Source organism: Streptomyces sp. NPDC058274 (genome assembly GCF_042881375.1).
Lineage (GTDB): Bacteria > Actinomycetota > Actinomycetes > Streptomycetales > Streptomycetaceae > Streptomyces.
The window spans coordinates 39,789-60,041 of record NZ_JBHVXW010000005.1; the positions used below are offsets into that span (position 1 = coordinate 39,789).

20 protein-coding genes are annotated in these 20,253 nt (G+C 70.5%); 10 read left to right on the forward strand and 10 right to left on the reverse strand.

Annotated features, from left to right (window positions below; genetic code table 11):
• Positions 1 to 277 precede the first annotated feature (277 nt).
• On the forward strand, positions 278 to 1,183 hold the full coding sequence (locus ACFVYF_RS12260; protein WP_389454817.1) for a Gfo/Idh/MocA family protein: 906 nt from the start codon (positions 278 to 280) through the stop codon (positions 1,181 to 1,183).
• On the opposite strand, the gene lnt is transcribed toward ACFVYF_RS12260, so the two are convergent.
• Positions 1,107 to 2,681, reverse strand: a complete 1,575-nt coding sequence (gene lnt, locus ACFVYF_RS12265) for an apolipoprotein N-acyltransferase (RefSeq protein ID WP_389454819.1) — start codon at positions 2,679 to 2,681, stop codon at positions 1,107 to 1,109. The two genes, ACFVYF_RS12260 and lnt, sit on opposite strands and share 77 nt — an antisense overlap.
• A 75-nt stretch (positions 2,682 to 2,756) precedes the next feature.
• Positions 2,757 to 3,233: a nuclear transport factor 2 family protein gene (locus tag ACFVYF_RS12270; protein WP_389454821.1), complete on the reverse strand. Its 477-nt coding sequence runs from the start codon at positions 3,231 to 3,233 to the stop codon at positions 2,757 to 2,759.
• Between the two features lie 111 nt (positions 3,234 to 3,344).
• Between ACFVYF_RS12270 and ACFVYF_RS12275 the strand changes: the two genes are divergently transcribed.
• Complete coding sequence (locus ACFVYF_RS12275; protein ID WP_389454823.1) at positions 3,345 to 4,460, forward strand: AI-2E family transporter; 1,116 nt, start codon at positions 3,345 to 3,347, stop codon at positions 4,458 to 4,460.
• A 154-nt stretch (positions 4,461 to 4,614) separates the two neighbouring features.
• Here ACFVYF_RS12275 and ACFVYF_RS12280 read toward each other — a convergent pair whose 3' ends face one another.
• Positions 4,615 to 6,354: a restriction endonuclease gene (locus tag ACFVYF_RS12280; RefSeq protein WP_389454825.1), complete on the reverse strand. Its 1,740-nt coding sequence runs from the start codon at positions 6,352 to 6,354 to the stop codon at positions 4,615 to 4,617.
• Between the two features lie 108 nt (positions 6,355 to 6,462).
• On the opposite strand from ACFVYF_RS12280, the gene ACFVYF_RS12285 reads away from it, so the two are divergent.
• The gene (locus ACFVYF_RS12285) at positions 6,463 to 6,744 is read left to right on the forward strand and encodes a hypothetical protein (protein WP_389454827.1); all 282 of its coding nucleotides are present in this window, start codon (positions 6,463 to 6,465) and stop codon (positions 6,742 to 6,744) included.
• 118 nt (positions 6,745 to 6,862) lie between these two features.
• Complete coding sequence (locus ACFVYF_RS12290) at positions 6,863 to 7,603, forward strand: SDR family NAD(P)-dependent oxidoreductase (protein ID WP_389454829.1); 741 nt, start codon at positions 6,863 to 6,865, stop codon at positions 7,601 to 7,603.
• A 185-nt stretch (positions 7,604 to 7,788) separates the two neighbouring features.
• Here ACFVYF_RS12290 and ACFVYF_RS12295 read toward each other — a convergent pair whose 3' ends face one another.
• The 3 genes from ACFVYF_RS12295 to ACFVYF_RS12305 form a co-directional block, all read right to left on the reverse strand.
• Entirely contained in the window at positions 7,789 to 7,968 is a 180-nt protein-coding gene (locus ACFVYF_RS12295; RefSeq protein ID WP_389454831.1) for a hypothetical protein, read from the reverse strand.
• A 251-nt stretch (positions 7,969 to 8,219) separates the two neighbouring features.
• Entirely contained in the window at positions 8,220 to 9,095 is an 876-nt protein-coding gene (locus tag ACFVYF_RS12300) for an undecaprenyl-diphosphate phosphatase (RefSeq protein ID WP_389454833.1), read from the reverse strand.
• Between the two features lie 221 nt (positions 9,096 to 9,316).
• Positions 9,317 to 9,778 (reverse strand): winged helix-turn-helix transcriptional regulator, encoded by a 462-nt coding sequence (locus ACFVYF_RS12305; protein ID WP_389454835.1) that lies wholly within the window; start codon positions 9,776 to 9,778, stop codon positions 9,317 to 9,319.
• A gap of 277 nt (positions 9,779 to 10,055) precedes the next feature.
• Between ACFVYF_RS12305 and ACFVYF_RS12310 the strand changes: the two genes are divergently transcribed.
• A complete protein-coding gene (locus ACFVYF_RS12310; RefSeq protein ID WP_389454837.1) occupies positions 10,056 to 11,225 on the forward strand; it encodes a thiolase family protein in 1,170 nt (389 codons plus the stop codon).
• Positions 11,226 to 11,485: 260 nt separating this feature from the next.
• Here ACFVYF_RS12310 and ACFVYF_RS12315 read toward each other — a convergent pair whose 3' ends face one another.
• Positions 11,486 to 12,373: a TVP38/TMEM64 family protein gene (locus ACFVYF_RS12315; protein WP_389454839.1), complete on the reverse strand. Its 888-nt coding sequence runs from the start codon at positions 12,371 to 12,373 to the stop codon at positions 11,486 to 11,488.
• A 49-nt stretch (positions 12,374 to 12,422) separates the two neighbouring features.
• On the opposite strand from ACFVYF_RS12315, the gene ACFVYF_RS12320 reads away from it, so the two are divergent.
• The 4 genes from ACFVYF_RS12320 (at position 12,423) to ACFVYF_RS12335 (ending at position 16,795) form a co-directional block, all read left to right on the forward strand.
• The gene (locus ACFVYF_RS12320; RefSeq protein ID WP_389454841.1) at positions 12,423 to 13,157 is read left to right on the forward strand and encodes a DNA alkylation repair protein; all 735 of its coding nucleotides are present in this window, start codon (positions 12,423 to 12,425) and stop codon (positions 13,155 to 13,157) included.
• A 339-nt stretch (positions 13,158 to 13,496) separates the two neighbouring features.
• Positions 13,497 to 14,666: an elongation factor Tu gene (tuf, locus tag ACFVYF_RS12325; protein ID WP_389454843.1), complete on the forward strand. Its 1,170-nt coding sequence runs from the start codon at positions 13,497 to 13,499 to the stop codon at positions 14,664 to 14,666.
• Positions 14,667 to 14,852: 186 nt separating this feature from the next.
• The gene (locus tag ACFVYF_RS12330) at positions 14,853 to 15,695 is read left to right on the forward strand and encodes a patatin-like phospholipase family protein (RefSeq protein ID WP_389454845.1); all 843 of its coding nucleotides are present in this window, start codon (positions 14,853 to 14,855) and stop codon (positions 15,693 to 15,695) included.
• A gap of 254 nt (positions 15,696 to 15,949) precedes the next feature.
• On the forward strand, positions 15,950 to 16,795 hold the full coding sequence (locus tag ACFVYF_RS12335; protein WP_389454847.1) for a spermidine synthase: 846 nt from the start codon (positions 15,950 to 15,952) through the stop codon (positions 16,793 to 16,795).
• 30 nt (positions 16,796 to 16,825) lie between these two features.
• Here the strand turns inward: ACFVYF_RS12335 and ACFVYF_RS12340 are convergent, their stop codons facing one another.
• Both ACFVYF_RS12340 and ACFVYF_RS12345 read right to left on the reverse strand, forming a co-directional pair.
• The gene (locus ACFVYF_RS12340) at positions 16,826 to 17,848 is read right to left on the reverse strand and encodes a hypothetical protein (protein ID WP_389454849.1); all 1,023 of its coding nucleotides are present in this window, start codon (positions 17,846 to 17,848) and stop codon (positions 16,826 to 16,828) included.
• A gap of 66 nt (positions 17,849 to 17,914) precedes the next feature.
• Positions 17,915 to 18,883 (reverse strand): hypothetical protein, encoded by a 969-nt coding sequence (locus ACFVYF_RS12345; protein ID WP_389454851.1) that lies wholly within the window; start codon positions 18,881 to 18,883, stop codon positions 17,915 to 17,917.
• Positions 18,884 to 18,968: 85 nt separating this feature from the next.
• Here ACFVYF_RS12345 and ACFVYF_RS12350 point away from each other — a divergent pair, with 85 nt between their 5' ends.
• Positions 18,969 to 19,406: a DUF4442 domain-containing protein gene (locus ACFVYF_RS12350; protein ID WP_389455474.1), complete on the forward strand. Its 438-nt coding sequence runs from the start codon at positions 18,969 to 18,971 to the stop codon at positions 19,404 to 19,406.
• Between the two features lie 241 nt (positions 19,407 to 19,647).
• On the opposite strand, the gene ACFVYF_RS12355 is transcribed toward ACFVYF_RS12350, so the two are convergent.
• Positions 19,648 to 20,067, reverse strand: coding sequence for a CBS domain-containing protein (locus tag ACFVYF_RS12355; protein WP_389454853.1), 420 nt, complete (start codon positions 20,065 to 20,067; stop codon positions 19,648 to 19,650).
• Positions 20,068 to 20,253: the final 186 nt, after the last annotated feature.

Genomic DNA, 20,253 nt, shown 5'->3' on the forward strand with positions numbered 1-20,253 from the left:
GTGACCCCGGCCCCGCCGTCGGCGGGCGCGCGCGTCACCCCTGCTCGCCGGTGGCGCCGTCGATGCGCTCGCGGATCCCCGATCGGGCATGGCCGGGCCGCACTGACGGGCAGGCGGAACAGCGGGACTCCGCGCTGCCCCAGGCCGCACCCGCGCCTCTCCCGGGTGGCTTCCGCGGGATCGCCGGCCGGCTGCCGTGGCGGTCGTATGCTGCTGACCAGGGTGGCAAGACGGAACTTGCTCCCTGGACGCGCACGTACTGCCTGAGGAGATCCTTGTGAAGGTCGGCTGTATCGGACTCGGCGACATCGCGCGCAAGGCGTATCTGCCGGTGCTGTCCACCCAGCCGGACATCGAACTGCATCTGCAGACGAGGACGCCCGCGGCGCTCGCCGAGGTCGCGGACAGCCTGCACCTTCCGGCGGCGCAGCGGCACACCGACCTCGGGGAGCTGCTCGCCCAGGACCTCGACGCGGCGTTCGTGCACGCGGCCACCGTCGCCCACCCCGAGATCGTGACGCGACTGCTGGAGGCGGGCGTACCGACGTACGTCGACAAGCCGCTCGCCTACGAACTGGCCGACTCCGAACAGCTGGTGCGGCTGGCCGAGGAGCGGAACGTGAGCCTCGCGGTGGGCTTCAACCGGCGCTACGCACCCGGATACGCGCAGTGCCTGGACCACCCGCGTGAACTGATCCTGATGCAGAAGAACCGGGTCGGGCTGCCCGAGGCGCCGCGCACCATGGTCCTCGACGACTTCATCCATGTCGTCGACACCCTGCGGTTCCTGGTGCCGGGGCCGGTCGACGACGTCACCGTGCGGGCCCGGGTGGAGGAGGGTCTGCTGCACCATGTCGTGCTGCAGCTCGGCGGGGACGGCTTCACGGCACTCGGTGTGATGAACCGGCTCAGCGGTTCCACGGAGGAGATCCTCGAGGTCTCCGGCCAGGACACCAAGCGGCAGGTGCTCAATCTCGCCGACGTGATCGACCACAAGGGACAGCCGACCTTGCGCCGGCGCGGTGACTGGGTGCCGGTGGCCCGGCAGCGCGGGATCGAACAGGTGGTGTTCGCTTTCCTCGACGCCGTACGCGCCGGGAAGGTGGTCAGCGCCCGGGACGCGCTGGCGACTCATGAGCTGTGCGAGCGGGTGGTACGTGCGGTGGAGGAGCGGGCCGCCTGAGCCGCAGCGACCGCAGGCACTCGGTGGCGCCGAGCGCGGCCAGCACCAGCAGGGCCGCGTGCACCGGCCAGTCGCCGAAGCGGACGTACGGGGTGACACCGCGGGCGAGGGGCACCTCGTAGACCTCCGAACCGCTCACGTCGGTGCCGAGCCATGAACCGATCCGTTGCCCGCTGGGACCGTAGACCGCGGAGACGCCGGTCAGTGTGGCGTGCACCATGGGGCGGCCGGTCTCGGCGGCCCGCAACGCGGCCAGCGAGGCATGCTGTTCGGGCGCCCAGCTGGACTGGAACGACGACGTCGACGACTGGGCGAGGAGCACCTCGGCGCCGTCCTCGGCGAGATGGCGGCTCATGTCGGGAAACGCCGACTCGAAGCACACCATCGGTCCGACGCGCAGTCCGTGGCCGACGTTCATCACCACCTGCTCGCTGCCGCGCCGGCGGTCCTCGCCGGCCGCCTTGCCGACGGAGGTGGCCCAGCCGAGCAGGGAACGCGCCGGTATGTACTCGCCGAACGGCACGAGGCGCATCTTGTCGTAGCGGTCACCCGTGGGTCCCTGCGGGCCGACGAGCACGGAACTCTTGTAGATGCCGGGGCGGTCGGAGCGGCGGGCGTCCACGTTCACCATGATGTCGGCGTCGGTGAGACGCGACAGCGCGGCGATCCGGTCCGCCAGGTCGGGACGGTCGGCGAGGTCGAAGCCGACACTGCTCTCTCCCCAGACGATCAAGTCCAGCTTCTGGCCCGCCAGTTGACGGGTCAGCGCCTCCTCCCGGGCGAAGCGCTTCTCGCCGCTGTCGGAGCCGTCGACGACACCCGGCTGGACGATGGCGATCCGGGTCCCGCCGTCCGCGTCCGGACGCGGCGACCACACCCAGGCCGCCGAGGTAGCGGCGGCCGTGGCGACCAGTCCGGCCACCGCCGGTACGCGCGACTCACGCACCGAGGCCAGCACGGCCACCACGACGTTGACCGTGACGACCAGGAAGCTGAGCAGCCACACCCCGCCCACCGAGGCGAGCCGCAGCGCGGGCTGCACCTCCCACTGGCTCGACCCGAGCAGCCCCCAGGGCCCGCCGAGGCCCTCCCAGGAGCGGACGAGTTCGACCGCCAGCCAGCCCGACGGCAGCACGACCAGCGCGGCCGCGACCCGGCCGGGGGAGGGCACACCCGACAGGAACCGGCGGACGAGCAGGCCCCAGGGAGCCCAGAGGGCACCGAGCAGGGCCGCGATGACGACGGTGAACACATGCAGACTCGGCAGCAGCCAGTGGTGCACGGCCAGCATGTAGCCGAGCCCGCCCAGCCAGCCGTCGTACACCGCATGCCGGGCGGTCGGCGCCGAGCGGATCAGCACGATCCACGGCACCAGGGCGACGTACGCGAACCACCACAGGGACGGCGCCGGGAACGCGAACATGGGCAGCGCCCCGGCCAGGAGCGCCAAGGCCCCCCGCCACCAGCGGGATTCGAGCCAGTCGCCGGTCAGCCTCATACGGCGTCTCCCTCCCCAGTGGCATGCCCTCACCAGTCTGCCCGCCCGAATCGATCTCAGACAGAACACCTCCGCTCAGGTGGCGACGGGCTGCTCCACGGTGCTGCGCCACTTCTCCTGGACGACCACCTCGTGAAGCCGCCAGCCGTCGGCCGTACGGAACAGATCGAAGGCGTACCGGCCGCCGCACACGAAGTCCGGTGCGGTCGATCCGCAGTCCCGGCCCGCGAACCGCATCGGATTGATGTAATCCGCCCGGACCCGGGCCGTGTCGCCCGTGTCCTGCTCCAGGAGGCCGAACCGGACCTGCCGGTTGACGATCAGATGCTGGCGCATCGCGAAGAGTTGCAGGCTCTGGGCGAGCCACCCGGTGATCTCCGCCGCATCCCCCTCGATACCGCCGGCCGACCGGTAGTCGGCGCGCCCGTCCGGTGTGAACAGCTTTCGGTACGCCTCCCAGTCGCCGTCGTCCACCGCCACGGCGTACTCGGTGATCAGTTCGTCCACGGCAAGCCGGTCCATCACGGCCGCGAGCTCCACACGCTGCGTCATCGGCTCAGTGTTGGCCACGGGAGGTGCCCAGCCAAGGGGGCGTGCAGTGGATATTCGCCGGCCGGCACACTGCCCACGCAGTGTGACTTGCGTACCAATAGGGTGACCCCCATGTCTGCCACCTTGAGCCCCACGAAAACCCGCGACGCACTCCGCAGATCGGCGCGTGTCTCCGTCGATCTGCTGCTGGTGTTCGTGCTGCTCGCGGTGGCCCTCTGGATCCTGGGCCGGATGTGGTCCGTGGTCTGGCCGCTCGTGGTCGGCCTGTTCCTGACCACGCTGACCTGGCCCCTGGCGCGCTTTCTGCGGCGGCGCGGATGGCGGCCGGCCCTGGCCGCCTCCGTGGTGACCGTGCTGTTCCTCCTCGTCGTCATGGGCATCGTGGCGCTGATCGCGGTGCCGGTGGCCTCCCAGTCCGGCGATCTGACCGACGGAGTGGTCGACGGCATCCAGAAGGTGCGCGAGTGGGCCGGGGGGCCGCCGCTGAACATCGGCGACGACCAGATCACCAGCGCCGTCGACGCCGCGGTCGCGCGCATCCAGGACAGCGTGGGGAGCATGGTCACCGCGGTTGCCACAGGGGTCAGCACTGTGGTCAACGGCCTGGTCACCGCCATCCTCGCGGTCTTCCTGATGTTCTTCTTCCTCAAGGACGGACCACGTTTCCTGCCGTGGCTCACCCGCCAGTTGCCCGGCCGGCTCGCCACCGACATCCCGACCGTGGCCGAGCGCGGCTGGGACACCCTGGGTTCGTTCGTCCGGTCCCAAGCCCTCGTCGGCCTGCTGGACGCCGTCTTCATCGGCATCGGTCTGTGGATCCTGGGAATCCCTCTGGTGCTGCCGCTGGCGGTGCTGACCTTCGTGTCCGCGTTCGTGCCGATCGTGGGTGCGCTGTTCGCCGGTTTCGTCGCGGTGCTCATCGCGTTGGTGTCGAACGGCCTGACCGACGCGCTGATCGTGCTCGCGATCATCGTCGTGGTGCAGCAGCTCGAGGGCAATGTGTTCCAGCCCATCATCCAGAGCCGCGGCCTCGGCCTCCACGCGGCCGTGATCCTGCTCGCGGTGACACTGGGCGGCAACCTGGCCGGCATCGTCGGCAGCCTGCTCGCCGTACCGGTCGCCGCGCTCATCGCGGTGGTCTGGAACTACGCACGCGAGCAACTCGGCGATCCGCCCGAGGAGCCGGAAACCGAGGGGCCGGACTCGGGGGCCGTTGTGCCGTCCTAGGCGGGCTTCGCTCCGGCTTCTCCGGCTTCTCCGGCTTCTCCGGCTTCTCCGGATTCTCCGGCTTCTCCGGATTCTCCGGATTCTCCGGATTCTCCGGCTTTTCCAGCTTTTCCGGTTCTTCGGGGCGCACGGTCGCCGGTGCGGCGCCGGCGAGTTACTCCACGTCGATGCCGTGCTCCCGCACGAGTTCTTCCAGGCCACCCGTGTACCCCTTGCCGCCGAGGACGAAGTCCCAGTCCCCGTTGGACCTTCGGCGGAAGGAACCGAGGACCAGAGCGGTCTCGCCCCGCCGGCCGTCGGACACCTCCAGCCGCCCCAGTTCGGTCATCCCCGGGTCCAGCAGACGGATGCGGGCATCCGTGAAACCGGCGAGATCGGCGTCCGGGTTGACCTCCGGGTCGATGGCGGCCACGAGGACGAACCGGTCGGCTTCCTCAGGCAACCCGTCGAAGGAGACGCAGATCGCGGCCTTGTCAGGCGCTGACGCGGGAAGGGCACGCACGGAACCGTCGGGCGTCTGCGGGTTGTTGAAGAAGACGAAGTGGTCGTCGGTGAGGACGCGGTTGCCGCGGCAGACGAGCGCGCAGACGTCCAGGGCCACGCCTCCGGTCCACGACATGCCCAGGACGTTGTAGTCGTCGGGCAGTCGGGTCTCCCGAACCGACGGCGCCGGCTGCCCGGCGGCTCGACGGCCACCCTCGCCCAGGCGTCCGCGCAGCCCGTGACGGTGCAGCAGATCCACGAGCTCGGCGCCGGAGACGAGTTCCAGCGGCTTGCCGTTGGCGAAGGTGTGCGAGCCGGGGCCGAACCCGGAAGTCGTCACGAGGACACCCTTGTTGGCGCCGGCGTCCTGCACCGTTCCGTACAGGTCGCGCACCGCGGTGGGGGAGACCGTGTTGCGGTAGCGCTTGACCTGTACGACGATCTTGCCGCCCCGGATCGGCGCCGGGTCGAGCGCATCGACGTCCACCCCGCCGTCGTTCGAGCGCTGGGTCGTCACCGCCTGCATGCCCATGGCCCGGAAGAGCTCGGCGACGAGGTTCTCGAAGGCGAGCGGATCCATGGCGTACAGGTCTGGTTCCTCGTCGCTGCCGTGGGCGACCACGCGGTTTCCTATGTCGTGCGGCCGCCTGCCGGGCCGTACCGGCGTGAGCTGGTCAGGCCGCGCCGAGAGCTGTCCGCGCAGCGCGTCGGCCAGACAGCTCCCCGCGTCCACCTGGGCGAGGTGCAGCTCACGGAACGAGGAGCGCGGGGCCATCACGGTGGCGAGAAAGATCTGGCCGGGCCGACCGGTCGTAGGGTCGTGTCCGTCGACGAACCCGTTCAGGGCCACGGACTCGAGCGCGCCCAACTCGTCGGCGGCGAAGAGCTCGTGCAGCACCAGCAGCACGCACTGAGCGAGAACCTCCCGGTACAGGGCACGGCGTTGGCCCACCGGACGAGGGGTCTCCTTGTCCTGATCCACCCCGGACACGTACCGAACGGACTTGACCTCCGGGACGATCTCGTAGGCGGGCAACTCCCAGTCGAGGACCAGCTGCCGGGCTGCCGGGTCGTAGGCTGCCGCCACCTGACGCGGGAAGGCCTCGGGCCAGCTGGTGGAGGCGTAGAGGGCGGCGGAGAAGTACTCGACCACGGAATCGGGATCCCGGCGCCGCACGCCGTCGACCACCGCGGAGACCCCGGCGTTGTGCGCGCGTACCTCGGCCAGCTGGGCAGCGGCCCACTGCTGGTACTCCCGCTGGTACGACGCCAACTGCCGCTGTCTGTGGGCCTCGGCGGCCTGGGCGGCCTGCCAGTCCCGATCGAAGCGTGACCGTGCCTCGGCCTGGGCCTGGGCGCGGCGACTCGCGGTCCAGCCGCTCTGCGCCTGGTAATGATGGAGATCCGGCATGGGCACGGGCTGTGCCAACGTCCCGGGGGCGAAGGGCTGGACCTCCTCGGGCCGCATGAGGGAGGCCGCCCTGAACCCCGGCGTTCGGCAGCCCGAGGCAAGCAGGCCTTGCAACGACGCGACCTGCGCGTCCAGTTCCTCGGTACGGCGCAGCGCTTCCGCCTGCCGGTACTCGCGATGGCTCTGGGCAGCTCGCCGCTGGTAGGCCCGCGCCTGCTGGGCTTCTTGACTCCGCTGTCTGGCTTCGGCTTCCAGCTGGCGCTGCTGCTGCCGCTGCACCTCAGCCCACACGCCGACAACACCAGTAGAGCGACGACTCATGCGCTGCAAGCCCTCCCCAGGACGCTGACAGCCGAAAGGCACGTTGGTTGTCCCCACAACCAGTTGTGACCAGCTGACTCTATCCAGCAATTGGCGTCCCGCATATCCACGTGATCGACTGATCCGTCGGTGCGGGATCAATCGGCTCGGGCCGGCTTCGGGCGCAGGGCGATACGGGGAGGCACGCATGGCACGTCAGGTCACGGTGGTCACGGGCGGGAGCCGGGGGATCGGGGCGGCCACCTGCGCGCGCCTCGCCGCCGACGGGCATGACCTGGTCATCGGCTACGTGAGCGACGGGGCCGCCGCCGAGTGGACCGCGACGGCAGTGCGATCGGCGGGGGCGCGCTGCGTCACGGTGCGGGCGGACACCTCCGACGAGGCCGACGTGGACCGGCTGTTCGACGTGGCGGTGGACCAACTCGGGCCGGTGACAGGGCTCGTGAACAACGCCGGAGTGACCGGGCCGCTGGGCCGGCTCGCGGACTCGGAACCGGCCGACCTGCGGCGGGTGGTCGAGGTCAACCTCCTGGGGACCCTGCTGTGTTCGCGGCGTGCGGCCAAGGCGATGACGGCATGGGGGAGCGGCGTCATCGTCAACGTGTCCTCCGCGTCGGCCACGCTCGGCAGCCCCGGCGAGTTCGTCCACTACGCGGCGACGAAGGCGGCCGTCGACGCCCTGACTCTGGGGCTCGCCAAGGAACTCGGTCCTGACGGTATCCGCGTCAACGCGGTCGCCCCGGGCATGATCGACACGGACATGCACGCGGCGATGGGCGACCCTGACCGTGCCGAGCGGGCGGCCGCCGCGATTCCGTTGCGCCGACCCGGTCACGCGGACGAAATCGCCGCCGCCATCGCGTGGTTGATGTCACCGGAATCCTCGTACACGACGGGGGCCGTGCTTCGGGTGGCGGGGGGCCGCTGAGGACAGCGCGATGTTTCGTGGGCTCGCTTCAGGAGCGGCGCGGGTTCCGGCTTGAGCGGGCGGCCCGATGCTCGCGGGCTTGTCAAAGGAGCGGCGCGGGGCCCGGCTTGAGCGGGCGGTGCGATGTTCGCGGGCTAGTCATGGAAGCGCCGCTGGCTCGTGCGGGCGGTGGGACGCCCGCGCGCTCATGCCGCCTCGATGACCTCGCCCCGGATCGCCGCGGCCCACTCCACCACCAACAGCTCGTACTCGGCCCGCTCCTGCGCCGACAGGGAACCGCCGGCACGCATCCACAGAGCACGAATCTGCTCGTTCAACGCGGCCGCAGATCGCACGGAACCAGGGAACATGGAATCGGGGGACATGCGCACAAGCCTAGGGGCAAGGACTGACACTGCGCTACCGAACGGCTACGCACATCGTATGTGGTTGGTCACGGCGGCTCTTGGGGGAACGTGTCGAGTGCTCAACGGGCGCCCGGAGCAAGGGAGTTCGGCCCAGGAGTGCGATCAGGCCGACAGTGACTCCACCCGCGGACCTGCTCCGCGTCGAGCGGGTGAGGCTCCACGACGTTCCTGTGGTGACGGATGCGCTGGGTACTCGCGCCAGGGGGCTGTCAGCCCGAGGACTCCGCAGCGTGCGGGCTCAGCGCGCCCGTCGCCACCAGGGCGAGGATGACGATGCCCAGCGCGATCCGGTACCAGACGAAGGGCATGAACGACTTCGAACTGATGAACTTCATGAACCAGGCGATCACGACATAACCCACCACGAAGGCGATGACCGTCGCGAAGATCGTCGGCCCCCAGGAGACATGACCCCCCTCGCTCGCGTCCTTGAGTTCGAACGCGCCGGAGGCGAGCACCGCGGGTACCGCGAGGAGGAACGAGTAGCGGGCCGCGGCTTCGCGTGTGTACCCCATGATGAGGCCGCCGCTGATGGTCGCGCCGGACCGGGAGACGCCTGGGACGAGTGCCATCGCCTGGCAGACGCCGTAGATCAGCCCGTCCTTGATGCTCAGTTCCTGAAGGGTCTTGCGCTGCTTGGCCGCCCGGTGCCGGCCGCCCGTCTCGTCGCGCGCCGCCAGCCGGTCGGCGATGCCGAGCACGACACCCATCACGATCAGCATCGTCGCGGTCAGCCGCAGATCACGGAACGGCCCTTCGATCTGGTCCTTCAGCGTCACCCCGAGCACGCCGATCGGGATCGAGCCGACGATCACCAGCCAGCCCATCTGCGCGTCGTGGTCGCGCCGCATCGCCTTGTTCGCGAGGGAGCGGAACCACGCGGAGATGATCCGCGCGATGTCCTTGCGGAAGTAGATCAGCACCGCCGCCTCCGTGCCGATCTGGGTGATCGCCGTGAAGGCCGCTCCCGGGTCGTGCCAGCCCGCGAACGCGGCCGTCAGCCGCAGGTGCGCACTGGACGAGACGGGGAGGAATTCGGTCAGCCCCTGGACGAGTCCGAGGATGAGGGATTCAAACCAAGACATGGCTTTACGTGGTCCAAGTGCTGATGGCGGAAGGGGTGATGGGGGCACCGGGCCGTCCCGGCGCGGTGATCACTGGTCTTGAGGGGCAGCGTAGCGTTCCGCGCCGGGGCGCCGATCACGGGGGTTTCGGAGCGTAAACGGGACGGGAGCGTCCGCTTCGGCGACCGAATTCTCGTCCCTGCCGCGCGCCGGCCCGTCGGTGTTGGCCGGGCGTCGGTGGCCTACGCGACCGCGGGCCCCGTCACCGTCCAGCCCGGCGCCTGCGGGTGCGGCATCAGATCGTCGTGCCGGACCTCTTCGCCGCACTCCCGGCACACGACCTGGGGCACGAGTTCGTTGCCGCAGGTGTGCTCCAGCACCATGGGACGGAAGCCGCCCTCCTGGAGATGACGGTCGCCCCACGCCATGAGCGTGAGCAGCACCGACTCCAGTTCCAGACCGGCCGGGGTGGGCCGGTACTCGTAGCGCTTGGGGCGGTCGGTGTACTCGACCTTCTCCAGTACGCCGACGTCGACCAGCCGCTTCAGGCGCGCGGTCAGTACGTCACGCGGGGCGCCGATGTTCCGGACCAGCTGGTCGAAGCGTGTGGCGCCCAGGGACACCTCGCGCAGGACGAGCAGCGAGTACTTCTCGCCGACGAGGGCGAGCGTGCCGGCGATCGAGCAGGGGCGGGCGTCCTTCATGAGACCAGTCTAGGGGGTGGGTTGGTAGTTCCAACCCACTGAGCTACTCTCGAGTCACTTAGTGGGTTTGGAATTCAAACGCACGCGCTCGGTCGTGGCGGGCTCGTAGACCTCGGGCGCTGCGTCGAGTTTGAAGGCCCAACCCACCCGACGTTCGAAGATCCAACTCACCCGACGTTCGAAGATCCGACCCGCCCACGTTTTTTGAAGATCCGACCCGCCCACGTTTGAAGATCCACCCCGCCCCATCGCCGGTTCCTGACCTGAGAGGCACACCATGCGTGACGCCGTGATCGTCGAAGCCGTACGCACCCCTGTCGGCAAGGGCAAGCCGAACGGCTCGCTCGCCCATGTCCATCCCGTGGAACTCCTCGCGCACACCCTGCGCACCCTCGTCGAACGCTCCGGTGTGGACCCGGCGCTGATCGACGACGTCATCGGCGGCACCGTCGACCAGGTCGGCGAGCAGGCCATGAACACCACCCGGTACGCCGTCCTGTCGGCGGGCTTTCCCGAGACGGTGCCCGCGACCACCGTGGACCGCCAGTGCGGCTCCTCCCAGCAGGCCGTGCACTTCGCGGCGCAGGGTGTGATGTCCGGCGCGTACGACATCGTCGTCGCCTGCGGTGTGGAGTCGATGAGCCGCGTACCGATGTGGTCGAACGTGCCGGCGGGCACGGACCCCTTCGGACCCGGGATCGCCGAGCGCTACCCGGAGGGTCTGGTGCCGCAGGGCATCAGCGCGGAGCTGATCGCCGCGAAGTGGTCGGTCTCACGCGAGCAGATGGACGCCTTCGCGGTCACCTCGCACCAGAGGGCGGCCGCGGCCTGGGACGGTGGCCTGTTCGATGCCGAAGTGGCTCCCCTGGAGGGCGTGACGCGCGACGAGTGCGTGCGGCCGTCCAGCACCACCGAGATACTCGGCGGCCTCAAACCCGCCTACTACGACCCGGCGTTCGCCGAGCGCTTCCCGGGGATCGAGTGGAACGTCACCGCCGGCAACGCGAGTCCGGTCAACGACGGCGCGTCGGCTGTGCTGATCACGTCGAGCGAGACCGCGGCCCGGCTGGGTCTGCGCCCGATCGCGCGGCTGCACAGCTTCGCCGTCACCGGATCCGACCCGTTGCTGATGCTGACGGGCGTCGTCCCGGCCACGGAGAAGGTGCTGCGCAAGGCGGGACTGAGCCTGGCCGACATCGACCTCTTCGAGGTCAACGAGGCCTTCGCGGCGGTCGTCCTCGCCTGGCAGCAGGAGACGGGCGCCGACCTCGACCGGGTGAACGTGCACGGCGGCGCGATCGCCCTCGGCCACCCGCTGGGCGCGAGCGGTACCCGGCTGACGACGACCCTCGTCCACGCGATGCGGGCCCGTGGGGCCCGCTACGCGCTGCAGACGATGTGCGAGGCGGGCGGACTCGCCAACGCGATGGTGCTGGAGGCTGTGTAACCGGTCAGGTCCCGCAGGCTGTTCGCAGCGGGAGGGGTGCTGGGTGTTCCGCGTCCGGAGGGCTCCGCCGGACGCGGCCTCCCGATGACCGGCCGAGCCGAGAAGCGGTGCCGGCCGAGCCGAGAAGCGGTGCCGGCCAAGCCGAGAAACGGTGCCGGCCGAGCCGAGAAAAGGTGCCGGACATTCCGCGTCCGGCGGCCCTCGGCGGGTTCGGAAGCAGCCGCACGGCCCCCTGAGCGGCGTACGGCCCGGCCCGACGCTCAGTAGCCGCGCAGATGATGCCGCTTGCGCCAGGCCACGACGGTTCCGACCAGCGCCGGGACCGCGATGAAGCCCATCGCGATCAGGAAGGCCGGCGAGGTCGGCGACGAGGCGCGGGCGCCGGCGACGACGTACGCGGCGGTGTTCGGGATCGAGCCGAGGGCCGTCGCGAGGAGGAAGGGCAACCAGCCCATCCGGGAGACCGCGGCGCAGTAGTTCGCGGCCCAGAACGGCACTCCCGGGAACAGCCGGGCCACCATCATCGAGCGGAAGCCGTGCCGGCTGAGCTGTCCGTCCGCCGCCTTGAGCCAGCGGGCGCGCAGCAGTGGGCGCAACGCGTCCTGCCCGAGGATCCGGCCGAGACCGAAGGCCACTCCCGCACCGAGCACGGTGCCCGCGAGCGCGGCGCCCACGCCCAGCTGGGAGCCGAACAGGGCTCCCGCGGCGAGATTGAGCAGCGGACGCGGCACGAACGCGACCGTGCAGAGCCCGTAGGCCACCGCGAACAGCCCGGCCGCCGCGGCGCCCCCGAGCTGGGGCGGCCAGCCGTCGGACAGCAGCCGCTGCGGCTCGAAGAGCAGCACGGTGGCCGCTCCGGCCGCGAGCAGCGCCACCAGCAGGGACAGCCGCGACCACGGAGAGAGCAGCACTCTGGTGCAGTGAGCGGCGAAACCTCTGGGCGAGGCGGGGCCGACGCTGCCGGCCAGGACGAGAGCCGGTGCGCCGATACGTGATGTCGCACCGACAGGTGCCGTCATACGCACGAGTTCTCTCGCGTCCACGAGGTTCGTCGTGCCGACGAGATCCGCGGTGGAGGCGAGCTCCATGGCGGTGGCCGGGGGAGTGGCCGTGGCGGTGCCCCCAGAGCGGGTGGTGGCATCGAGCATCCGGTGACACTAACCGACCGGCGTGTGTGATCGCCGTATGGTTCGTCTCATGGGCGTCACAGCTTCGGGAACGTCAGGTGTTCCGGCCGGCCTGCCGGACAGCGCGCTCGCGGACACGCTGCTGGAACGGCTCACGGCCACGTACGGCGCGGCGGCCGACCCGGAACGGGCCGCGTCGATGGGCGCGTACATGAAGGACGTCGCGCCTTTTCTCGGTCTGGCCACCCCCGACCGCCGCGCCCTGTCGCGGACCGTCCTGCTGGGCACCGGCCGCCCCGACGAGGCCGACTGCACCGCCGTGGCACTGCGTTGCTGGCGGCTGCCGGAACGCGAGTACCACTACTTCGCCGTCGACTACCTGCGCCGGCACGTCGGACGGCTGTCGTCCGGCTTCCTGCCGGTCGCCCGCCATCTCGTCACCACGATCCCGTGGTGGGACACCGTGGACGCGCTGGCCTCCCATGTGGTGGGCGGCCTCGTCGCCGCCGATCCAAAGCTCAAGGCCGCCATGGACACATGGATCGAGGACGACGACCTGTGGGTGGCCCGGACGGCCCTGCTCCACCAGCTCCGGTACCAGGACGCCACCGACACGGAACGGCTCTTCGCCTACTGCGTGCGCCAGTCCGGCCACGGCGACTTCTTCATCCGCAAAGCCATCGGCTGGTGTCTGCGCGAGTACGCCAAGACGGATCCGGAGGCCGTACGGGACTTCGTCACCCGGGAACGGGACCGGCTCGCGCCGCTGTCGGCGCGCGAGGCTCTCAGGAACATCGGCCCCTGAGGCACCCTCAGGCACCGTCGGAAACACCAGGAACAGCCGTCCTGACGGGGGTTCTTCAGGCGCGGAAAACCATTCGACGTGGGCAGACGCGTGGGCGATGATCGCCTCATGTTCCGGTACGCCTTCCTCCTCGCAGCATCCGCAGTCGCGGATGCGCCGAAGGCTGCCGTCCAGATCATCGTGGCAGCCGTCGACGGCGCCCGAAGCTGACCCTTCCCGGATCGTCCGGCGGACCCCGCAGGGGGAGGGTCGGCAAGTCCTCGGGGTCCCCGTCCCGGCCGGTACGCGCCGGGACCTTCACTCAGTTCATCCGATCTGAAGACGCTTCGAGGTAGAGCCATGCCCAAGACGGCTTACGTGCGGACCAAGCCGCACCTCAACATCGGCACGATGGGTCACGTCGACCACGGCAAGACCACCCTGACCGCCGCCATCACCAAGGTCCTCGCCGAGCGCGGCTCCGGCACGTTCGTTCCGTTCGACCGGATCGACCGGGCCCCGGAGGAGGCCGCGCGCGGTATCACCATCAACATCGCGCACGTCGAGTACGAGACCGACACCCGGCACTACGCGCACGTGGACATGCCGGGCCACGCCGACTACGTCAAGAACATGGTCACCGGCGCGGCCCAGCTCGACGGGGCGATCCTCGTCGTGTCCGCGCTCGACGGGATCATGCCGCAGACCGCCGAACACGTGCTGCTCGCCCGGCAGGTGGGCGTCGACCACATCGTGGTCGCGCTCAACAAGGCCGACGCGGGTGACGAGGAGCTCACCGACCTCGTCGAGCTGGAGGTACGCGAGCTGCTCTCCGCGCACGGCTACGGCGGCGACGCCGTACCGGTCGTACGGGTGTCCGGTCTCAAGGCCCTTGAGGGGGACCCCCGTTGGACGGCGGCGATCGACGCGCTGCTCGACGCGGTGGACACGTATGTGCCGATCCCGGAGCGCTATCTCGACGCGCCGTTCCTGCTGCCCGTCGAGAACGTGCTCACCATCACCGGCCGCGGCACGGTCGTGACCGGTGCCGTGGAGCGCGGCACGATCCGGGTCGGCGACCGCGTCGAGGTGCTCGGCGCCGCCGTGGAGTCGGTCGTCACCGGTCTGGAGACCTTCGGCAAGCCGATGGAGGAGGCGCAGGCCGGGGACAACGTCGCGCTGCTGCTGCGCGGGGTGCCCCGCGACGCCGTACGGCGCGGGCACATCGTCGCCGCGCCCGGCAGCGTCGTACCCAGTCGCCGGTTCTCGGCGCAGGTGTACGTCCTGTCGACGCGCGAGGGCGGCCGTACGACACCCGTCTCCACCGGCTACCGGCCGCAGTTCTACATCCGCACCGCGGACGTGGTCGGCGACGTCGACCTGGGCGAGGCGGCGGTGGCCCGGCCGGGTGACACCGTCACGATGGCGGTGGAGCTCGGCCGTGACGTCCCGCTCGAGCCCGGTCTCGGCTTCGCGATCCGCGAGGGCGGCCGGACGGTCGGCGCGGGGACGGTGACCTCGGTCGGCTGACGGCGGTTGGCGCGGGGACGGACCTCGCTCGGCCGACGGTGGTCTGTGCGGGGGCGGTGTCCTCGCTGGGCCGACGGTGGTCTGTGCGGGTGCCCGTACCGGAGACGGACGGGCACCCGCACGTACGCATGTCAGTGCCGTGGGCGAGACTGAACAGGAAAGCCGGCATGCGGAGATGGGACGACCATGGCAGGCAAGGCACTGGTACTCGGTGGCGGAGGCAGCAGCGGCATCGGCTGGCTGTCGGGAATCCTGTACGGGCTCAGTGAGGCGGGGGTGGATCTGAGTGACGCCGATGTCGTGATCGGCACATCCGCCGGTTCGTCCGTCGGCGCCCAGCTCGCCTCGGGCGAGCTGACGCTGCGGGAGCTCTACGAACGTCAGCTCGCCGAGCCCAAGGGGGAGATCCCCGCCCGCCTGGGCGCGGCGCAGCTCCTCCGCTTCGTGCTGGCCACGCTGACCTCGCGGACACCCGAGGCATACGCCCGCAAGGTCGGGCGGATGGCGCTCAGCGCCCGTACCCCCTCCGAGGCGGACCGTCGCGCCGCCATCCAGAGCCGGCTGGTCTCGCCCGACTGGCCGGCGCAGGCCCTGCGCATGCCGGCCGTCGACGCGGTGACCGGTGAGCTGCGGGTGTTCGACCGGGAGAGTGGTGTCGCCCTGGTCGACGCCGTGTCCGCCAGCTGTGCCGTGCCGGGTGTCTGGCCGCCGGTCACCATCGAGGGCCGCCGCTGGACCGACGGCGGTGTCCACTCCCCGGCCAACGCCCACCTGGCCGTCGGTTACGAGCGCGTGGTCGTCCTCGCGCCCATGGCGATGGGCGCCGGCCCTCTCGCCTCGGCCGCCGCCCAGGGGCGCGCGCTCAGGGAGGCCGGCGCGCGGGTCGCGGTCGTCACCCCCGACCGCACCGCCAAGCAGTCCTTCGGACGCAACCCCCTCGACCCGTCGGTGAGAGCGGCCGCAGCCCGCGCCGGCCGAACCCAGGCCCCCGCCCTTGCGGCAGAGGTCGCGGAGGTGTGGACGGGCTGAGGGGCGCGGAGGCCGGGTCTGAGCGACGTGGGGATCGAGCCGGCGAAGGCCTGCCCGGCGCATGGATCGAGGCCGGTACATGGCCTGCCTGACGCGGGCCTGCATCCTGAAGGGGTGTCGAGGCCGGTACGTGGCCTGACGCGGGCCTGCATCCTGAAGGGGCGCCGAGCCCTGTACGTGACCTGCCCCGGACCGGCAAGGGCCGAGCCCCGTACATGACCTGACCCTGCGTCCCCAGACGGCACAATGGAGCCGTGGACGAGCCGATACCCGTGACGCGGGACGTGGATCACGGGACCGCCAAGCTGATGCCGGACGTCGACCGGCGGCGGGCCTGGCTGCTCACTGTCGACGGAGCGCCGCAGTCGTACGTCGATCTGGACGCGCCGACGCACCTGGAGTTCGAGTACGCACGGCGGCTCGGTCATGTGCTGGACACGGTCGCGGAACCGGGACGGGCGCTGGATGTGCTGCATCTCGGTGGGGGTGCGCTCACGCTGCCCCGCTATGTCGCCGCGACCCGGCCCGGCTCACGGCAGGACGTCGTGGAGGCGGACCGCGGCCTGCTCTCCCTCGTCAACGAGCACCTGCCGCTGCCCGACGACGCCGGCATCACGCTGCACGGCGCGGACGCGCGCGGCTGGCTCGAGGCCGCCGCACCCGACTCCGCCGACATCGTCATCGCGGATGTCTTCGGCGGCTCACGCGTCCCCGCGCACCTGACCTCCACGGCGTACGCGCGCGCCGCCGAGCGGGTGCTCCGCTCCGACGGCGTCTACCTGGCCAACCTCGCCGATGCGGCGCCGTTCGCCTTCCTCCGCTCCCAACTGGCCACCTTTGCCACGGTGTTCGAGGAACTGGCCCTGATCGCCGAGCCCGGCGTCCTGCGCGGCCGTCGCTTCGGCAACGCGGTGCTCGTCGCCTCCCACCGCCCCCTCGACACCGCGGCCCTCGCCCGCCGCACCGCGTCCGACGCCTTCCCCGCCCGCGTGGAACACGGCCCCGCGCTCGGGCGGTTCACCGGTACCGCCACCCCCGTCCACGACGAGAACGCGGTCCCTTCCCCGGAGCCACCCGCGGGGGCTTTCGGCATCGGCTGATCCGGATTCAGCCCTGACGCGCGAGGTTCCTCAGTTTTCCGTCGGGTCCCCATGACGGCGCACGGTGCTGAGGATCTGCATGATGGTGGACTTGGGGACCTCGTCCTTGACGCCCTTGGCGCCGAAGAAGCTCCATGACACGAAATCCCCGGCTGAATTCTTGAAGCCGAAGGTGACCGCCTTGCCGTCGCTCGCGCACTTCCCCTTCTGGGGGGAATTGTTCGACTCGGCCCAGGCGATGCTGCCCTCAACGCCCGACTTGGTCTTATAGGGTTGGGCCTTCTTGTCGAACGTGATGCTCTTCTTGTCCGGCTGCGTATAGCCGCCGAAGATCCACCAGGGCACGGTGTTGACGGCGATCTCGTCGGTGTTCTTGGCGCCGCTCGCGCCCTTGGTCCCCACGCCGGCCAGCGACGTGTCGTCCTTCCTGCCGTCCTTGTCGTCGTCCGACGTGCACCATTTCGAACGGTAGAGAGCGGGCGCCGACACGCTGATGAGCGGCTTGAGGTCCGACTTGCTCTCGTCCTCGAAGACGACGCCCGAGTCAGGGGACTGGACCTCCCAGTCCGCCGGAACATCGAACGCCGTACCCCACTTGGGGTTGATGACGACCTTCCAGCCGGCGATCGTCGGCTTCTCGTCGTCCGAACCCCGCGGATTGCCGGCGGAGGCCGACGCGCTCGGGTCCTTCGACGCACCGGCGGACGCCTTCGCGTCCTTGCCGCTGTCCGCGTTGTCGTCCTTGTTTTTGTTCAGCACCAGGAAGCCGGTGACACCGGCGGCGACGACCACGGCGGTCGCCGCCACGATCGCGACGATCTTCGTGCTCTTGCCGTCACCGCGCGGCGGTTCGGGCGTGCCCGCGGGGCCGGGAACACCCCACTGCCCCGATCCCGGCTGCTGCGGGTACGGAGTGGGCTGCTGGTGTCCCGATTGCTGAAATCCGGGCTGCTGATACGGATTCGGCTGCTGGTACCCCGACTGCTGGTACGGGTTCGGGTTCTGGTCCTGCGGGTTCTGCTCGCCCCCGGGCGGCTGCTGTCCTGGCCACATGGGCAGTAACCCTAGTGCCGCCTGTGACACGTTTGGGTCACTGCCCCTCGTCAGACCTGTACCGGATCAGGACTCGGACGGGTCCTTGGAGAGCCGCACGGTGCCGAGGATTTTCCGCACGGTCGCGTCCGGCACCTCGTCGGACACGCCCTTGGGACCGTAGAACGACCAGGAGACCAGGTCCCCTTCCGGGTCCTTGAAGGCGAACGTCGTCGCCTTCCCGTCCGTGACGCACTTTTTCGATTTCTCCACACCCGTGGACCACGCGGTGCCAAGGCTGCCCTTGATGCCCGACTTCGTGGTGTACGGCGTCACCTGACCCGACTTGACCTTCGACTCGTCGGGCTGGGTGTACATCCCGTAGACCCAGGTCCGTGGGTTCGACCGGGCGATCTCCGCCGGGTTCTTGGCGCCGTTGTTGCCCTTGCTGCCCGCGGCGCCGAGGGGCGAGTAGTCCTTCGTGCCGTCCAGGTCGTCGTCGAAACCGCACCACTTCTCCTGGAGAAACGCAGGCGCCTTCATGGCGATGAGCGGGTCGCCGTCCGGGTCGTCGTGCGCGACGACATACGAGACCCAGTCCTTGGAAGAAGGCGCCCACTGCGCCGGTACGTCGAAGGCGATCCCCGTGTCGGGATTGAACACGACCTTCCAGCCCGCGATGGTCGGCTTCAGGGCGTCGGAATTGCGCGGGTCACTCGAACTCGGCTGCTGTGAGCCGGACTTGGCGGGCTCCGGCCCCGCCTTGTCGTCCTCGCCGCCGCCGAACAGTACGAACCCCGTCACCCCGGCGGCCACCACCACGGCCGCCGCCGCGACGATCGCCACAACCCGAGTCCGGCGATCGGTCCGGTTGCCGCCGCCCGTCGGTGGCGGCACCGCGGCGCCTGCCGGGGCCGTCGGGGCGTTCCACGGCGCCTGTTGCCCGTAGGGATTCGGCTGCTGATAGCCGGGCTGCTGATAGGGGTTCGGCTGCCCGCCCCCGGCGTCCTGCTGCGAATTCTGCGCGCCCCCTGGCGGCTGCTCTCCTGGCCACATGGGCCGCAACAATACGGGGGACGCCCGGGGGCCCTGGCCAAAGATATCTACTCGCGGGTAACATTACGGCATGAGCGCAGACCAGATGTCGATCGGCGAGATGCTCGCCGCCACAGTGCCGATGGCCAGGACCCTGAAGCTGGAGTTCCTGGAGACCGGTCCGGAGAAGGCCGTGGTGGCCCTGCCGGACCAGGGCGAGTACCACAACCACGTCGGCGGACCGCACGCCGGAGCGATGTTCACGCTGGGCGAGTCGGCGAGCGGGGCGATCGTGCTGGCCGCGTTCGGGGACCAGCTCTCGCGTGCCGTGCCGCTCGCCGTCCGCGCCGACATCGCGTACAAGAAGCTCGCGATGGGGCCGGTGACCGCCACGGCGACCCTCGGCCGTCCCGCCGCCGACATCGTGGCCGAGCTCGACGCCGGTCAGCGCCCGGAGTTCCCGGTCGCGATCGCCATCCAGCGCGCGGACGGCGCCGTCACCGGCGAGATGACGGTCGTCTGGACCCTCCGCCCGAACAGCTGAGCACACTCCACCGGGCGGCACGCCACCCTTGCCTCGGTCGACTGCCTCGGTCGACGGTGCCGTCGCCGCAGGTGAAAGCCCGGGCCATGGCGCCATTGCCCCCAGGTGAAGGCGTCGCGGCGCGGTGGCCCTAGCCCCAGGCGAAGGCCCCGCGACAAGGCGGCCATCACCCCAGGTGAAAGCCTCCCGGCACGGCTCCGGTGCCCCAGGTGAAAGCCCCGCGGCAAGACCCCCGTTGCCGTCACGTATTGGGCGCCGCGGCGCTGATGTCCCCCAGCGCCGACGACGGATCGCGCTCCATCGCCAGGTCGGCGAGAGCGACGATGCCGACGGCCTTGCCGTCCTCGACGACGGGCAGCCGGCGCAGCGCGTGTTCGCGCATCAGCTGGATGGCACGGTCGACGTCGTCCTCGGGGGCGACGGTGACGAGGCCCGGGCTGCACGCCTCCTGAACGGTCGTGTCGCCGGGGGCCCTGCCCTCGGCGAGCACGCGCACGACCAGGTCGCGGTCCGTCACCAGCCCCCGCGGCTCGTCCTCCTCGGTGACGAGTACGGCGCCGATGTTCTCGTCGCGCATGCGCCGCGCCACCTCGGTGACCGCGGTGAGCGGTCCCACCGAGACGGGTGCGCTGGTCATGATCTCGTGCACTTTCTGGGTCATCGCGGCTCTCCGTCGGTCGCTCGTCCGGCGGCCGCGGCGGCCGCCGCTGAACCCTTCCAGTACCCCTGAGGGCAGGGGGCACGCCTCGCCGGCCGGGCCCGCACAATCTCGTACGAGCGACACCCCTGAGCGCGGCTGCGCACCCCGCCGGCCGCCCTCCCGCACGCGGCGCCCCCTTCATTTCTT

What these genes read in the sequence shown, in the direction of transcription:
- lnt (WP_389454819.1), bottom strand. Translation starts at nt 2,681, where the DNA reads ATGAGGCTGACCGGCGACTGGCTCGAATCCCGCTGGTGGCGGGGGGCC.
- ACFVYF_RS12270 (WP_389454821.1), bottom strand. Translation starts at nt 3,233, where the DNA reads ATGACGCAGCGTGTGGAGCTCGCGGCCGTGATGGACCGGCTTGCCGTG.
- ACFVYF_RS12275 (WP_389454823.1), top strand. Translation starts at nt 3,345, where the DNA reads ATGTCTGCCACCTTGAGCCCCACGAAAACCCGCGACGCACTCCGCAGA.
- ACFVYF_RS12280 (WP_389454825.1), bottom strand. Translation starts at nt 6,354, where the DNA reads ATGCCGGATCTCCATCATTACCAGGCGCAGAGCGGCTGGACCGCGAGT.
- ACFVYF_RS12290 (WP_389454829.1), top strand. Translation starts at nt 6,863, where the DNA reads ATGGCACGTCAGGTCACGGTGGTCACGGGCGGGAGCCGGGGGATCGGG.
- ACFVYF_RS12295 (WP_389454831.1), bottom strand. Translation starts at nt 7,968, where the DNA reads ATGTCCCCCGATTCCATGTTCCCTGGTTCCGTGCGATCTGCGGCCGCG.
- ACFVYF_RS12300 (WP_389454833.1), bottom strand. Translation starts at nt 9,095, where the DNA reads ATGTCTTGGTTTGAATCCCTCATCCTCGGACTCGTCCAGGGGCTGACC.
- ACFVYF_RS12305 (WP_389454835.1), bottom strand. Translation starts at nt 9,778, where the DNA reads ATGAAGGACGCCCGCCCCTGCTCGATCGCCGGCACGCTCGCCCTCGTC.
- ACFVYF_RS12310 (WP_389454837.1), top strand. Translation starts at nt 10,056, where the DNA reads ATGCGTGACGCCGTGATCGTCGAAGCCGTACGCACCCCTGTCGGCAAG.
- ACFVYF_RS12315 (WP_389454839.1), bottom strand. Translation starts at nt 12,373, where the DNA reads ATGCTCGATGCCACCACCCGCTCTGGGGGCACCGCCACGGCCACTCCC.
- ACFVYF_RS12320 (WP_389454841.1), top strand. Translation starts at nt 12,423, where the DNA reads ATGGGCGTCACAGCTTCGGGAACGTCAGGTGTTCCGGCCGGCCTGCCG.
- tuf (WP_389454843.1), top strand. Translation starts at nt 13,497, where the DNA reads ATGCCCAAGACGGCTTACGTGCGGACCAAGCCGCACCTCAACATCGGC.
- ACFVYF_RS12330 (WP_389454845.1), top strand. Translation starts at nt 14,853, where the DNA reads ATGGCAGGCAAGGCACTGGTACTCGGTGGCGGAGGCAGCAGCGGCATC.
- ACFVYF_RS12340 (WP_389454849.1), bottom strand. Translation starts at nt 17,848, where the DNA reads ATGTGGCCAGGACAGCAGCCGCCCGGGGGCGAGCAGAACCCGCAGGAC.
- ACFVYF_RS12345 (WP_389454851.1), bottom strand. Translation starts at nt 18,883, where the DNA reads ATGTGGCCAGGAGAGCAGCCGCCAGGGGGCGCGCAGAATTCGCAGCAG.
- ACFVYF_RS12350 (WP_389455474.1), top strand. Translation starts at nt 18,969, where the DNA reads ATGTCGATCGGCGAGATGCTCGCCGCCACAGTGCCGATGGCCAGGACC.
- ACFVYF_RS12355 (WP_389454853.1), bottom strand. Translation starts at nt 20,067, where the DNA reads ATGACCCAGAAAGTGCACGAGATCATGACCAGCGCACCCGTCTCGGTG.